Annotated in this window: 12 protein-coding genes and 2 tRNA genes; 10 read left to right on the forward strand and 4 right to left on the reverse strand. The window is 61.8% G+C overall.

Annotation, left to right across the window (positions count from 1 at the left end; genetic code table 11):
• The first annotated feature begins 21 nt into the window (after nucleotides 1-21).
• Both ACZ9XP_RS03850 and ACZ9XP_RS03855 read left to right on the forward strand, forming a co-directional pair.
• Nucleotides 22-921, forward strand: coding sequence for a hypothetical protein (locus ACZ9XP_RS03850; RefSeq protein WP_465188017.1), 900 nt, complete (start codon nucleotides 22-24; stop codon nucleotides 919-921).
• A gap of 1,389 nt (nucleotides 922-2,310) precedes the next feature.
• Entirely contained in the window at nucleotides 2,311-3,063 is a 753-nt protein-coding gene (locus ACZ9XP_RS03855) for a substrate-binding periplasmic protein (protein ID WP_465188018.1), read from the forward strand.
• Nucleotides 3,064-3,152: 89 nt separating this feature from the next.
• On the opposite strand, the gene ACZ9XP_RS03860 is transcribed toward ACZ9XP_RS03855, so the two are convergent.
• Together ACZ9XP_RS03860 and ACZ9XP_RS03865 are read right to left on the reverse strand one after the other, a co-directional pair.
• Nucleotides 3,153-3,228 (reverse strand) — tRNA-Glu (locus tag ACZ9XP_RS03860).
• 42 nt (nucleotides 3,229-3,270) lie between these two features.
• A tRNA-Ala gene (locus tag ACZ9XP_RS03865) sits at nucleotides 3,271-3,346 on the reverse strand.
• A gap of 169 nt (nucleotides 3,347-3,515) precedes the next feature.
• Here ACZ9XP_RS03865 and hpnC point away from each other — a divergent pair.
• The 8 genes from hpnC to ACZ9XP_RS03905 all read left to right on the forward strand — a co-directional run bounded on the left by hpnC (nucleotide 3,516) and on the right by ACZ9XP_RS03905 (nucleotide 10,076).
• Nucleotides 3,516-4,352, forward strand: coding sequence for a squalene synthase HpnC (gene hpnC, locus ACZ9XP_RS03870; protein ID WP_465188019.1), 837 nt, complete (start codon nucleotides 3,516-3,518; stop codon nucleotides 4,350-4,352).
• Nucleotides 4,349-5,194: a presqualene diphosphate synthase HpnD gene (gene hpnD / locus ACZ9XP_RS03875; RefSeq protein ID WP_017507910.1), complete on the forward strand. Its 846-nt coding sequence runs from the start codon at nucleotides 4,349-4,351 to the stop codon at nucleotides 5,192-5,194. Before hpnC ends, hpnD begins: the two co-directional genes overlap by 4 nt.
• Entirely contained in the window at nucleotides 5,191-6,483 is a 1,293-nt protein-coding gene (gene hpnE / locus ACZ9XP_RS03880; protein WP_465188020.1) for a hydroxysqualene dehydroxylase HpnE, read from the forward strand. Before hpnD ends, hpnE begins: the two co-directional genes overlap by 4 nt.
• Complete coding sequence (locus tag ACZ9XP_RS03885; protein WP_147684686.1) at nucleotides 6,467-7,219, forward strand: SDR family oxidoreductase; 753 nt, start codon at nucleotides 6,467-6,469, stop codon at nucleotides 7,217-7,219. Before hpnE ends, ACZ9XP_RS03885 begins: the two co-directional genes overlap by 17 nt.
• 9 nt (nucleotides 7,220-7,228) lie before the next feature.
• Complete coding sequence (locus tag ACZ9XP_RS03890) at nucleotides 7,229-7,894, forward strand: hypothetical protein (protein WP_240803404.1); 666 nt, start codon at nucleotides 7,229-7,231, stop codon at nucleotides 7,892-7,894.
• A gap of 66 nt (nucleotides 7,895-7,960) precedes the next feature.
• Entirely contained in the window at nucleotides 7,961-9,331 is a 1,371-nt protein-coding gene (radA, locus tag ACZ9XP_RS03895; protein ID WP_017507914.1) for a DNA repair protein RadA, read from the forward strand.
• Between the two features lie 8 nt (nucleotides 9,332-9,339).
• Nucleotides 9,340-9,909 carry a sigma-70 family RNA polymerase sigma factor gene (locus tag ACZ9XP_RS03900; RefSeq protein WP_147684689.1) on the forward strand — a complete coding sequence of 190 codons (570 nt, stop codon included), beginning with the start codon at nucleotides 9,340-9,342 and terminating at the stop codon, nucleotides 9,907-9,909.
• Complete coding sequence (locus ACZ9XP_RS03905) at nucleotides 9,906-10,076, forward strand: zf-HC2 domain-containing protein (protein WP_227303053.1); 171 nt, start codon at nucleotides 9,906-9,908, stop codon at nucleotides 10,074-10,076. Before ACZ9XP_RS03900 ends, ACZ9XP_RS03905 begins: the two co-directional genes overlap by 4 nt.
• Nucleotides 10,077-10,224: 148 nt before the next feature.
• Here the strand turns inward: ACZ9XP_RS03905 and ACZ9XP_RS03910 are convergent, their stop codons facing one another.
• A complete protein-coding gene (locus ACZ9XP_RS03910) occupies nucleotides 10,225-10,587 on the reverse strand; it encodes a DUF2325 domain-containing protein (protein ID WP_147684693.1) in 363 nt (120 codons plus the stop codon).
• A 229-nt stretch (nucleotides 10,588-10,816) separates the two neighbouring features.
• Complete coding sequence (locus ACZ9XP_RS03915) at nucleotides 10,817-12,358, reverse strand: DHA2 family efflux MFS transporter permease subunit (protein WP_465188021.1); 1,542 nt, start codon at nucleotides 12,356-12,358, stop codon at nucleotides 10,817-10,819.
• Nucleotides 12,359-12,366: the final 8 nt, after the last annotated feature.

The raw sequence follows: 12,366 nt of genomic DNA on the forward strand, positions 1-12,366 counted from the left end.
GGTTTTATCTTGGAAAATTGTTTGATAGATGATGATGCTGATGCGGAAGGGTTTTATAAGGCAGTTCAGCAAGGGAGCGATTTTTTGGATCCTCCAGATTATGCGAGAAAAATGTTGGAGTGGATGTATCAAGAGTGCAAAGATGTGCTGGATAGGAAATTTAAAAGTCAAATAAAAGCGGATTTTTCAGCCTCTTTTGCTGAGTTGTATTTTGCTGCAACTACTAGAATTCGGTATGGGTATAAGGTAAAGCATTTGGCAGATTTCGGGCCGGACTTTTACTTTCCTGATTTTAATTTGCACTGTGAAGTGACATCAATAAAAAATGGAAATTCTGAGTTTAATTCGGTGCCTGTGTTTGATGATGGGGTTGTGCATTCTTATCCAGAGGATAAAGTCATACTAAGGTTGACTGGCGCAATTGATCAGAAACTTGCTAAGATTAAAAAATACATTGAGTGTGGTCTTATTTCAGACGAGCAATCGGTCCTGATTTTTATTTCTGCCAATGGGATGAGTGAGCGGTTGCCAATGCATCCGGAGGGTGGGTATCCCCAAATTGTAAAAGCGGTTCTCCCGCTTGGGGATCAAACTTTTTGGCTTGATCCGCTAATGCTTCAGTGCTCGTCAGTAACATATGCATGGCGAGATAGTGTATCTAAAGTCAAGGCTGGCGGTTTTGAGTGTATAGATACATCTCTCTTTTTAAGTGAAAAGTCGTCTTGTGTAAGTGCTATTGCATATTCTTATGCAACAGCACTTGATGGTGATGGCGTTTCAGGTTTTGGAAATGATTTTTTAGTTGTTCATAATCCAATGGCTAGGAATCCCCTCTCTTTGGAATTTTTCAAGACTGGAAAGCAGTATCTGGTTGATTTAATGGACGGTGCGTTTAAGATTTATCAGCATAACAGCTCGTAGGTTGGGCTGAATGAAATGAAGCCCAACGTTTACCGTGCCCAGCGCGTAGCGCGTAGCGCGTAGCTCGGATAAGCCAATGGCGCATCCGGGGTTGGTGGTGATCTGGAACGAGGTTGCTGGATGTATTCCCCGGATGCAGCTGTGCCTTATTCGGGCTACGAATTCAATCCCCACGTTTACCGCGCCCCGCAAGGTTGGTCGCATGCCTTTACGGTATTGCGGCCAACCTTTTTGTTTTGTGTGTCGCTGCGCGACGTAATTGTCTGCCGCTTTCCGCGCGGCGGCGGGGTACTTTCTTTTGCGTCGCCAAAAGAAAGTACCCAAAGAAAAGGCGACCCGGGGCTGCTCGAAACCCCGTGCCAAACGGCCCGCCCCAGGCGCCGCCGAACTCGCCCCTTGCTAACGGCGCGGGGCTCAAACAAATCGGCGTCTTAAAACCTGGGGCAAACCGTTTGACCCGGCTCGCGCCAACGGGATAGGGCGGCGCCGGTGCGGTTCTATTGAGCCCGTAGGTTGGGCTGAATGAAATGAAGCCCAACGTTTACCGCACCTCACGGGGTTGGCCGCATGCTTTTATGGTGTGGCGGCCAACCTTTTTGTCTTGTGTGCCGCTGCGCGGCGTATTGGCATGCCGCTTTCCGCGCGGCGGCGGGATACTTTCTTTTGCTTCGCCAACAGAAAGTACCCAAAGAAAAGCGCGTAGCCTGGATAAGCCAACGGCGCATCCGGGATTGGTGATAGTCTGGTACGTGTTGACTGAATTTTTTCCCCGGATGCGGCTGCGCCTTATCCGGGCTACGATTCAAATCCCAATGTTTACCGCGCCCTGCAAGGTTGGCCGCATGCCGTTACGGTATTGCGGCCAACCTTTTTGTTTTGTGTGCCGCTGCGCGACGTAATTGTCTGCCGCTTTCCGCGCGGCGGCGGGATACTTTCTTTTGCGTCGCCAAAAGAAAGTACCCAAAGAAAAGGCGACCCGGGGCTGCTCGAAACCCCGTGCCAAACGGCCCGCCCCAGGCGTCGTCGAACTCGCATCGCTGAGCAAATCAAAGATTTGCACGCAGATCGCTAACGGCGCGGGGCTCAAACTAATCGGCGTCTTGCGCGTGCGAATCTCCGATTCGCTCAGCACAACCCTGGGGCAAACCGTTTGACCCGGCTCGCGCCAACGGGGCTGGGTGGCGCCGGTATGGTTCTGTCTGGGCGTAGGCTGGGTAAAACTCCGAGGTTTTCCTGCCAACAAAATGAAAGCTTGGCCGCATTCGGTCACGCTGTTGCGGCCAACCGCTACCCGGTCCGCGGCGTATTTTTCGTGGTATTCCGCCCGCTGGCGTGATGATCTGTGCAAAATTTCGATATGATGGCGCTAGATGCCATTCGGGATACGCCATGTTCAAACCGGTGCTTTTATGCTTGCTGCTGCTATTGCCGTGCGCGCACGGCCTGGCCTTGCGTATTGCTACCGGCGAGCTGCCACCCTACGCCACGCAGGAGCGGCCGGATCAAGGGGTGGCGCTGCAGATTGTGCGCCGTGCGTTTGCGTTGGCAGGCCATTCGGTGGAATACCATTTCATGCCCTGGACGCGGGCGCTGGAGGAAACCGCCAACGGCCGCTGGGATGCCTCGGCGTACTGGGGGTACAACGCCGAGCGTAATGCCCGCTTTCTGAGTAGTGATACCGTGCTGGTCGAGCAGTGGGTGTTTGTGCACCGGCGTGACATGCGCTTTGACTGGAAGGTGCTGCCAGACCTGCAGCCTTACCGCCTGGCGACGATTGCCAATTACACCTACACCCCGGCGCTGTGGCAGCTGCTGCGCCAGGGGCTGTTACAGGGGGATGCCACGCCGGATGACGAGCTGGCCTTGCGCAAGCTGCTGGCGCGGCGGGTGGATGTGGTGCCGATAGAGCGCAATGTGGCGTGCTATTTGCTGGCCAGGCACTTTACGATGGCGCAGGCAGAGAAGCTGCATGTTCACCCGCGCTTGCTGACCGACCAGTTCACCACCCATTTGCTATTGCCACGGGTATTGCCGGGTAGTGCGGCTTTGCTGGCGGATTTCAACCGCGGTTTGCAGCGGTTAAAAGCCAGTGGCGAGCATGCGCGCCTGCTAAAAGGGGTGGATTGCCCGCGTGGCTGGTAACGGGGTGGGTGGCGCGGGTGATGTCAGGGTGGTGCGGCGGGCTGTGTGCCATGCAAAAAGCCCGCTGCTTGCGCAACGGGCTTTTGTCTTGGCGTCCCCACGGGGATTCGAACCCCGGTTACCGCCGTGAAAGGGCGATGTCCTAGGCCTCTAGACGATGGGGACTTATCCATCAAACCCGCCATGTGGCAGGTTTTTGTCTGTTTGTGGTGGAGGTAAGCGGGATCGAACCGCTGACCTCTTGCATGCCATGCAAGCGCTCTCCCAACTGAGCTATACCCCCACTGAGGCGTTACCGCGTTGTGTGTTGGTCACAACGTGGGGCGCATAATAGACGCCCGTTTTGGGTGTGTCAAGCATTGTGCTGCATTTTTTTCGTTAAATGGCCGGCGCTGCGGTTTGCTGCCTACTTGCCTTTATAATGCGCGCTTTGATTCTGCCAGGTGCTTGCCATGTCGGTAGGGCATTACGAAAACTTTCCGGTGGGTTCCATCCTGCTGCCACGGCGCATGCGCCGGGCGGTGCATGCCATCTACCACTTTGCCCGCTACGCCGACGACCTGGCCGACGAGGGCGACGCGCAGCCGGCTCAAAGGTTGGCCGCACTGCAGGCGCTGCGCGACGAGCTGGGCCGTATCGAGGCCGGGCAGGCACCGCAGACGGCGCTGATGCAGCGCCTGGCGGTGGTGATCGCCGAATACAAGCTGCCGCTGGCGCCGTTTTACGATTTGCTGTCGGCCTTTAGCCAGGACGTGGAAAAAACGCGCTACCAGAATTTTGCCGAGCTGGTGGACTACTGCCGCCGTTCGGCCAACCCGGTGGGGCGGCTGATGCTGCACCTGTACGGCGAGCACGACCCGCGCAGCGTGGCCATGTCGGACGGCATTTGCACCGCGCTGCAGCTGATCAACTTCTGGCAGGATGTGGCGGTGGATTGGGACAAGGGCCGCGTGTATATCCCGCAGGAAGACCTAGCGCGCTTTCGCGTGACCGAGGCGCAGATCGCCGCGCGCGACGCCGGCGGCGTGTGGCCCATGCTGATGGATAAAGAAGTAAAACGTGCGCTGGCCATGCTGGAAGCCGGCTCGCCGCTGGCGCTGAAGCTCAAAGGCCGCCTGGGGCTGGAGCTGCGCATGATCGTGCTGGGCGGCGAGCGCATACTGAAAAAGATTCACGACGCCCGTGGCGATGTGCTGACACAGCGCCCGGTGCTGGTGTGGAAAGACTGGCTGTACATTATCTGGAAGGCGTTTAGCGCGCCGTACAGCAAAAAGAGGAGGCGGGCGTGACCCCCCAACAATATTGCGAAGACAAAGCCGCCAACAGCGGCTCCAGCTTCTATAGCAGCTTTCGCTACCTGCCGGCCGACAAGCGCGACGCCATGGTGGCGCTGTACGCGTTCTGCCGCGAGGTGGACGACGTGGTGGACGAGATTCACGACGACAACGTGGCGCGTACCACGCTGGCGTGGTGGCGCACCGAGCTGGCGGCGCTGTACGAGGGCACGCCTACGCACCCCGTTATGCAAGCGCTGAAGCCGCATGTGGCAGCGTTCGACCTGCCGCAAGCCTGGCTGGCCGAGATCATCGATGGCATGCAGATGGACCTGGACGTGCCGCGTTACAGCCGCTACAGCGACCTGCAGCTGTACTGCCACCGCGTGGCCGGCGTGGTGGGGCAGCTGTCGGCGCAGATTTTCGGCTATACCGACCGCGCCACGCTGAAATACGCGCACGAGCTGGGCCTGGCGTTCCAGCTGACCAATATCATCCGCGACGTGGGCGAAGACGCGCGCCGTGGCCGCCTGTACCTGCCGGTGGAAGACCTGCAGCGCTTTGGCGTACCGGCTGCCGACATCATGGCGTACAAAGAATCGCCCGAGTTTGACGCGCTGATGCGCTTCCAGATCCAGCGCGCGCGCGAAAGCTACCAAAAAGCCTGGCAGCTGCTGCCGGCGGCCGACCGCAAGGCGCAGCGCATCGGCCTGGTGATGGCGGCCATCTACCGCGCCACGCTGGACGAAATCGAGCTGGACGGCCCGCGCAAGGTGCTGAACCAGCGCCTGTCGCTGTCCCCCGGCCGCAAGCTGTGGCTGGCGTGGAAAACCGCCACCTTCGGCTACAAGCCTTGACCCCACGCGTTGCCATTATCGGTGCCGGCTGGGCTGGCTTGGCCGCCGCCATCGAGCTGGCGCCCACCGCCCGCGTGGTGCTGTACGAGGCCGGCAAAGCCGCCGGCGGGCGGGCGCGGCGCGTGCCGCTGGGTGGCATGGCGCTGGATAACGGCCAGCACATCCTGATTGGTGCCTACCGCGAATGCCTGCGCCTGATGCGCACTGTAGGTGTGGACGTGGGTGCCCAGTTGGCCGCACAGCCGCTGGCCTGGCAGCAGGTAGACGGCATGGCCATGCACTGCCCGGCCTGGCCGGCGCCGCTGCACCTGCTGGCGGGCCTGCTCTCCGCCCGTGGCCTGCGCTGGCGCGACAAGCTGGCGCTGGCACGGCTGTTGACCTGGCTCAGGTGGCAGCGCTGGCAAATCGGGCAAGATGCGCCCGCGCAGGCATGGTTGGCCGCACATGGCCAGAGCGAGGCGCTGCTGCAGCGCTTCTGGCAGCCGCTGATTCTGGCCACGCTCAATACGCCCCCGGCGCAGGCTTCCATGCAGCTGCTGGCCAATGTGCTGCGCGATAGCCTGGGCGCGCCCTCGGCGCGTGACAGCCAGCTGCTGCTGCCGCGTGTGGATCTGTCTACGCTGTTTGTTGACCCCGCGCTGCAATGGTTGGCCGCACAGGGCGTGGCTACCCGGCTGGGCCAGCGTGTGGCTGTGCTGCAGCCCGATAACGGCGGCTGGCGCGTGGACGGCGACTATTTCGATGCGGTGGTGGTGGCGGTCGCGCCGTACCACGCCGCCGCCTTGCTGGACCATGCGCCGCTGACCGCGCTGCTCAAGGCGTGGCAATACCAGCCGATAACTACCCTGTACCTGCAGTTCGAGGGCAGGGTGCGGCTGCCCGCCGTGATGACCGGCCAGGCCAGTGGTGTGGGCCAGTGGTGGTTCGACCGCCAGGCATTAAGCGGCGAGCCGGGGCTGGTGTCGGTGGTAATCAGCGCCGACGGCCCGCACGCTACGCTGGGGCGCGACGCGCTGCTGGCTGCCGTGCTGGGCGAAATGCAGCGCCATGTGCCGGATTTGCCGCCGCTTAAACACAGCTGGCAGATTACCGAGCAGCGTGCCACCTTTGCGGCCAACGTGAGCCTGGCGCGCCCGGCGGTGCGACTTGGCGTAGAATCCGCCTATCTCGCGGGCGACTGGTTGTGTGCCGACTACCCGGCCACCCTGGAAGGGGCTGTGCGCAGTGGCGTCACGGCCGCCCGAACCCTCATGCAGGACTGGACTAAAAAGAATGACGCAAACGTTTGAAAAAGATTATCTGGCCGGCCGCGTAGTGCTGGTCACCGGTGCTACCCAGGGCATAGGCCGCGAAACGGCGCTGGCCGCCGCCGCCCATGGTGCCACCGTGGTGCTGCTGGCGCGCAGTGTGAAAGGCCTGGAAAAGGTATACGACGATATCGTGGCCGCAGGTGGCCCGGAGCCGGTAGCCATTCCGCTGGATTTGCTCAAGGCCAGCGATGACGACTTCAACACCATGGCCTACCAGATCAAGCACGCGGTAGGCCGCCTAGATGGCATCGTGCACTGTGCCGCGCATTTTTACGCGCTGTCGCCGCTGGTAGACCAGCGCATCGACGAATGGATGAACCAGTACCGCATCAACACGGTCGCACCGTTTGCACTGACCCGCGCCTGCATGCCCTTGCTCACTGCCGCAGCCGACGCCAGCGTGGTGTTTGTGGGTGAAACCCACGGCCAGCAGGCAGGGCCGTTCTGGGGCGCGTTTGGCGCGTCCAAGGCCGGTGTGGGCTACCTGATGCAGGTGGCCGCGTCCGAGTGGGATGTGTACCCGAACCTGCGGGTAAACCTGCTGGTGCCAGGCCCGGTCAACTCGCCGCAGCGCACGCGCACCCATCCGGGTGAAGCCAAGAGCGAGCGCGGTAATCTGGCCGACCTGATGCCGCATATGCTGTACTGGCTGGGTGGCGCCAGCCGTGGCCGCAGTGGCGAAACCACGGTGCTGGACTTGCGCAATATTGCATAGGGATACTGAATGCGGGCTTATCTGTTACTGCCCATGCTGGTGCTGCTCACCGGTTGCAACTGGGTCATGAATGTCAGCGGGCTGGCTGCCGAGTCCAACAAGGCGATCGGTGCGTCTTGTCGCCAGACCGGCCGTTCGCTGGAGGAGTGTTACAACCGTAACCCCGACGCAGATAAGGCGCAGGTATATGCCGGCTGGCGCGAAATGCACGAATACATGACCAAGAACAAGCTGGAAACGGTCACCCCGCCGCCCGACCCGACGCCGCCGCCGCCCCCGGCGGAGGCGTCGGCACCGCCCGCAGCGGCAGAGGGCGCCGCGCACGACGACCCGGCTCAAAAAAAAAGTGATCAGCCTGTAGCCGTACCCGGCGCACACGGTGGCGCAGCGGCCCCGGCGCACGGTGCGGCTGCGGCCGCGCCGGCCGCCCCGGCAGGCAAGCGCGTGATCACCAACGAAGAAGCCGAAGAGCTGGCCAAGCACGACCCGCTGATTGATTCCATCCTGTCTACCGTACGCGGGGCCGAGAAAGCCGAAAACGCCGACAAAGGCGCCCCCAGTGCTACCGACAACCGTCTGCTGAATATCCTGAACGACCTGGAAGCCGAGAAAAACGGCACCGCCCCGGCCGCCAAACCTGCACCCGCTCCCGCCAAACCTGCCGGCTCGCACTAAGCGGCGTTGTTGCGCGGGTGTGCTGGCTGCCGTGACCTGGCAGCCGTACTGGCTCATAATCCCCCCATGGCAAAACTCAAGACGCAATATCAATGCGGCGAGTGCGGTGGCACCTCGCCCAAATGGCAAGGCCAGTGCCCGCACTGTGGTGCCTGGAACAGCCTGGCCGAAACCGTGGCCGCGCCGCCCGCCGCGGCGGCCAACGCCCGCTTCCAGAGCTGGACCGCGCAAACCCAGCCGGTGCAGCAGCTGTCGCAGGTACAGGCCGCCGAAGTGCCGCGCGAATCGTGCGGTATCGAAGAGCTGGACCGTGTGCTGGGCGGCGGCATCGTAAAAGGGGCCGTCATCCTGCTGGGCGGTGACCCCGGCATTGGCAAATCCACGCTGCTGCTGCAAGCGCTGGCCACTATCGGGGCCAGCCGCAAGGTGCTGTACGTGTCTGGCGAGGAATCGCCGCAGCAGATCGCCCTGCGCGCCAGCCGCTTGGCGGTGGATGCCAGCCGCGTGCGGCTGCTGTCCGAAATCCGCCTGGAGGCCATCATCCCGGCGCTGCAGGCCGAAATGCCCGAAGTGGCGGTGATCGACTCCATCCAGACGCTGTACTCCGACCAGGTGACCTCGGCCCCCGGCTCGGTATCGCAGGTGCGCGAGTGCGCGGCGCAGCTCACGCGCATCGCCAAGCAAAGCGGCATCACCATCATCCTGGTGGGCCACGTCACCAAAGAAGGCTCGCTGGCCGGCCCGCGTGTGCTGGAGCACATCGTCGACACCGTGCTGTATTTCGAGGGCGACAGCCACTCCAGCTACCGCATGATCCGCGCCATCAAGAACCGCTTTGGTGCGGCCAACGAGCTGGGTGTGTTCGCCATGACCGACCGCGGCCTGCGCGGCGTGTCTAACCCGTCGGCCATTTTCTTGTCCAGCTACCGCGACGATGTGTCGGGCTCCTGCGTGCTGGTGACCCAAGAAGGCAGCCGCCCGCTGCTGGTGGAAATCCAGGCGCTGGTGGACGACGCGCACGGTTTTCAGCCCAAGCGCCTGAGTGTGGGGCTGGAACAAAACCGCCTGGCCATGCTGATGGCGGTGCTGAACCGCCACGCCAGCATTGCCTGCTTCGATCAGGACGTGTTCCTGAATGCGGTCGGTGGGGTGAAAATCAACGAGCCGGCAGCCGACCTGGCGGTGATTCTGGCCATGGTGTCGTCGCTACGTAACAAGCCGCTGCCGGAAAAACTGGTGGTGTTTGGCGAGGTAGGCCTGTCTGGCGAGGTGCGCCCGGTGGCGCGTGGCCAGGAACGCCTGAAAGAGGCCGCCAAGCTGGGTTTCGAGCGCGCCATCGTGCCGGCGGCCAACAAGCCGCGTCAGGACATAGAAGGCCTGGAAGTCATTGCAGTCGAGCGCCTGTCCGAGGCGGTTGATTTTTGCATTCGTCGCTAAGGAACCCCATGAGCGCCAGCCCCGAACAGATAGAAGCAGAGCGCCCCTGGCTGCTGCGCTACGCCCGCGCCCAGCTGCAAGACCAGGCCGCCGCCGAAGACGCGGTGCAGGACGCGCTGGTGGCCGCACTGGAAGGGCGCGAGCGCTTTGCCGGCCAGGCCAGCGTGCGCACCTGGCTTATCTCCATCCTGCGTTTCAAGCTGGTGGATACCATCCGCCGCCAGCACCGCGAGGTCGCCACCGACCTGAGCGAAGACACCGACCTGTCCGATCTGGACGGCCTGTTTGATGGCCAGGGGGCGTGGCAGCAAGCGGTGCGTGCCTGGGGTGTGCCGGAAGAGGGCCTGCTGGCCAAGCAATTCTGGCAGGTGTATCAGCAGTGTGCCCAGGCCATGCCCAAGCGCACCGCCATGGTGTTTGCCATGCGCGAGGTCATGGATATGGACATTGCCGATATCTGTCAGAATTTATCGATTACGGCGACTAACTGTTCAGTCATGTTGTACCGCGCGCGCATGAGCCTGCGCGAGTGCCTGGAGACACGCTGGTTTCAGCAGGAGGGGGCGTCATGGGGATGAGCTGCAAACAGGCTAGCCGCCTGATTTCGGACGGTATGGACCGCCCGCTTAGCCGCAGTGAACAGGTGCGTTTGTCGTTTCACCTGCTGCTATGCCGCAACTGCCGCCATTTCCGCCAGCAAATGCAGCAGCTGCGTAGCGGTATCCGCCGCGCCCGCGACGAGTAAGGCCAGGGCGGGCGGCAGCTTGGCCGCACACTACGCTGTCACAACACGGCCAGCAGGCAATCCGCTGCTGGCCGTGTCACATCTGGTCGCATCCCAGCCATAAGAAACGATCGTCCGCGTAGGGGGCACGGTATGGCTGGTGTGCGGCTTAGTGTTTGCGTGCCTTGCCACCGGCGCCGGTTTTCTGGCAGGCATTGGGGCAGCTGGCACAGTGCTGTTTTTCGGTAAAGCCGACACAGTTCAGCTGTTGCTTGAGCGAGCATACCGAGCGGCGGCAGGCGATAAAACGCACTTTTTCTTCGTTGGCCAGCTCGCGAAAATGCTTCATCACGTTATGGCCCAGAAAATCGGTAAACAGGATCAGCAGGTCGGTGCCGGCGGGCAGGCGGTCCAGTTTGCGCTGGTGCGAGCTGTTGCGGCCGCTCAGGTGTTTGTGGATGCTGATGCCGAACTCGTCCAGCACCCCCGGGATATTGCCCAAAGTATCTGCCCCTACCAGCATGGCGTTCATGTCATCCACTCCTGCATTGATTGATTTGATGTGTGGATGATAGCCATTCTCATTATTCTTATCAAGAATAATTCTCATTAAAAGTTTGTGACTGTTGCGTTGCCCGCAACGTATCCGTGCTCGATGTGGGTGTGTAAGCGGGCGGGAGGGCGTGCAATGGTTGGCTGGAAAGAGGCAAGGCCTGCCGGCATAGCCGGCAGGCCTTGCACGCGTTTACTGCGGCCAACCTTTAATGCGCCTGGCTGGTATCGGCCACGCGGGTGGGGCGTGGTGCCAGCCAGATCATGCACGCAGCCAGTACGAAGGACAGGCCGGACAGCCAGAACAGCTCGTTGGTGGAGAGCATGATGCTTTGCGACTGGATCAGTTGCGATAGCTGCTGGCGGCCGGCTTCGATGCTGCCGTTGCCCAGCTGCTGCAGCGCCTGCGGGCTGCTGTCTACCAGCGCGGTGAGCTCGGCGTGGTAGTGGCTGGCCTTGTCGTCCCACGCGGTGGTCACGATGGAGGTGGCAAATGCACCGGCCAGCGTACGCATGAAGCTCATCAGCCCGGCGGCAGACGCCATTTCTTCCGGCTCCACGCTGGCCATGGCCAGGCCGGTAAGCGGCACAAAGAAAAACGGCATGCCCACGCCCTGGAACAGCAGCGGCAGTGCCACCTGCCAGAAGTCCATGTCGGTGGTGGCAAAGCTACGGTACAGGGTGACCGCCCCCAGCCACATCACGCCGGCAAACACCAGCGGGCGCGGGTCCATCTTTTGCGATAGCTGCGCGGCCAGCGGTGCCACCAGCACCGCCAGGATACCGCTCATGGCGGTGGCGTGGCCGGCTTCGGTGGCGGTGTAGCCCATATAGGCCTGCAACCATTGCGGTGTCAGTACGGTGGCACCAAAAAACGAACCGAACGCCAGCGAGATGGTGGCTACGCTGACCCAGTAACCGCGGTGGCGGAACACGCGCAGGTTCACCACCGGGTCGCGCTCGGTGAGCTCCCAGATCATGAAGGCGGCAAAGCCGATGGCGCTGACCACGGCCAGGCCCACGATGATGGGTGAGCCGAACCAGTCCAGGTTTTTGCCTTCGTCGATCATGATCTGGAACGCGCCCACCCACAGCACCAGCAGTGCCAGGCCAATGGTGTCAAAGCGCATCTTCATGATGGGGCTCTGGTAGCGTTTGAGCAGGTGCCAGCCAAAGTAGCCGCAGGCAATGGCGATGGGCACGTTGATGTAGAAGATCCACGGCCAGCTGGCTTCGTCACACAACCAGCCACCCAGAATGGGGCCCATGATGGGTGCCACCAGCGTGGTCATACTCCATAGCCCGATAGCGGCGCCGGCTTTTGCTTTGGGGAAAATCTGCAGCAGCAGTGTTTGCGACATCGGCATCAGCGGCCCGCCAGCCAGGCCTTGCAGCACGCGGAACAGGATCAGCATCTCCAGCGAGGTGGCCATGCCGCACAGCAGCGAAAACACGCCAAACAGTATCATGGCCCCGGCAAACAGCCGCACGGTACCAAAACGCGCCGCCAGCCAGCCGGTCAGCGGCACGGTAATGGCTTCGGCCACCGCGTACGAGGTGATGACATAGGTGCCCTGGCTGGACGACACACCCAGGCTGCCGGCGATATTGGGTACCGACACGTTGGCAATGGTGGTGTCCAGCACGGCCACAAAGTTGGCCGCAGCCAGCAGCAGGGCCGCCAGCCATAGCTGGCCGCCTTGCAGGGGGACGATGGGGGCAGAAGCGGGAGGGGAATGGGGCGCGGACATGCGGCCTC

This window comes from Vogesella perlucida, from assembly GCF_979366545.1.

Bases quoted from the DNA above. Each gene is read 5' to 3' on its own strand.
- ACZ9XP_RS03855 (WP_465188018.1), top strand. From the start codon at position 2,311: ATGTTCAAACCGGTGCTTTTATGCTTGCTGCTGCTATTGCCGTGCGCG.
- hpnC (WP_465188019.1), top strand. From the start codon at position 3,516: ATGTCGGTAGGGCATTACGAAAACTTTCCGGTGGGTTCCATCCTGCTG.
- ACZ9XP_RS03885 (WP_147684686.1), top strand. From the start codon at position 6,467: ATGACGCAAACGTTTGAAAAAGATTATCTGGCCGGCCGCGTAGTGCTG.
- ACZ9XP_RS03890 (WP_240803404.1), top strand. From the start codon at position 7,229: ATGCGGGCTTATCTGTTACTGCCCATGCTGGTGCTGCTCACCGGTTGC.
- radA (WP_017507914.1), top strand. From the start codon at position 7,961: ATGGCAAAACTCAAGACGCAATATCAATGCGGCGAGTGCGGTGGCACC.
- ACZ9XP_RS03900 (WP_147684689.1), top strand. From the start codon at position 9,340: ATGAGCGCCAGCCCCGAACAGATAGAAGCAGAGCGCCCCTGGCTGCTG.
- ACZ9XP_RS03905 (WP_227303053.1), top strand. From the start codon at position 9,906: ATGAGCTGCAAACAGGCTAGCCGCCTGATTTCGGACGGTATGGACCGC.
- ACZ9XP_RS03910 (WP_147684693.1), bottom strand. From the start codon at position 10,587: ATGAACGCCATGCTGGTAGGGGCAGATACTTTGGGCAATATCCCGGGG.
- ACZ9XP_RS03915 (WP_465188021.1), bottom strand. From the start codon at position 12,358: ATGTCCGCGCCCCATTCCCCTCCCGCTTCTGCCCCCATCGTCCCCCTG.